Origin of the sequence: Halorubrum sp. SP9 (assembly GCF_005435015.1) — an archaeon.
Lineage (GTDB): Archaea > Halobacteriota > Halobacteria > Halobacteriales > Haloferacaceae > Halorubrum > Halorubrum sodomense.
Genome location: NZ_SGXU01000384.1, coordinates 1 through 443, shown reverse-complemented (window position 1 = coordinate 443; position 443 = coordinate 1). Strand labels below are relative to the sequence as shown.

Here is a 443-nt window from a genome sequence, read left to right as displayed (position 1 = left end):
GACCACTTCGGTGCCGACGCCGCCGAGATGGGCGACCCGGACCGGATCCGCGAGGTCGTCGGCTGGAGCATCGGCGGCGTCCCGCCCATCGGACACGACGCCGCGCTCCCGACCGTCTTCGACCCGACGCTGGCCGAGTACGACACCGTCTACGGCGCCGCCGGGACGCCGAGCGCGGTGTTCGCGATCGGTCCGGACGCGCTCGCCGACCTCGCGGACGCGACCGTCGTCGATCTCACAGAGTGAGTAGCGACGCCACCGGATGGCGGAGGCAGCGGCGCGTTGTTAAGCGAGCACGCTCTCGGCGACTGAGTTATTAACTATGACTTGTGAAATAATAACCTTTTTCTGTTAATCGGCGATAGGATCGGTATGACTCACTCACGGCGGTCGGTACTGCGGCGCGGCGCCGGGCTCGCGGTCGCGGGGGCGTCGGCGTCGCT

General features: G+C 67.7%; 1 protein-coding gene. It reads left to right on the top strand.

What is annotated here, in order from left to right:
* Nucleotides 1–246 (top strand): YbaK/EbsC family protein (locus EXE45_RS17970; protein ID WP_274595492.1); only part of this gene is annotated, 246 nt, incomplete at its 5' end.
* Nucleotides 247–443: the final 197 nt, after the last annotated feature.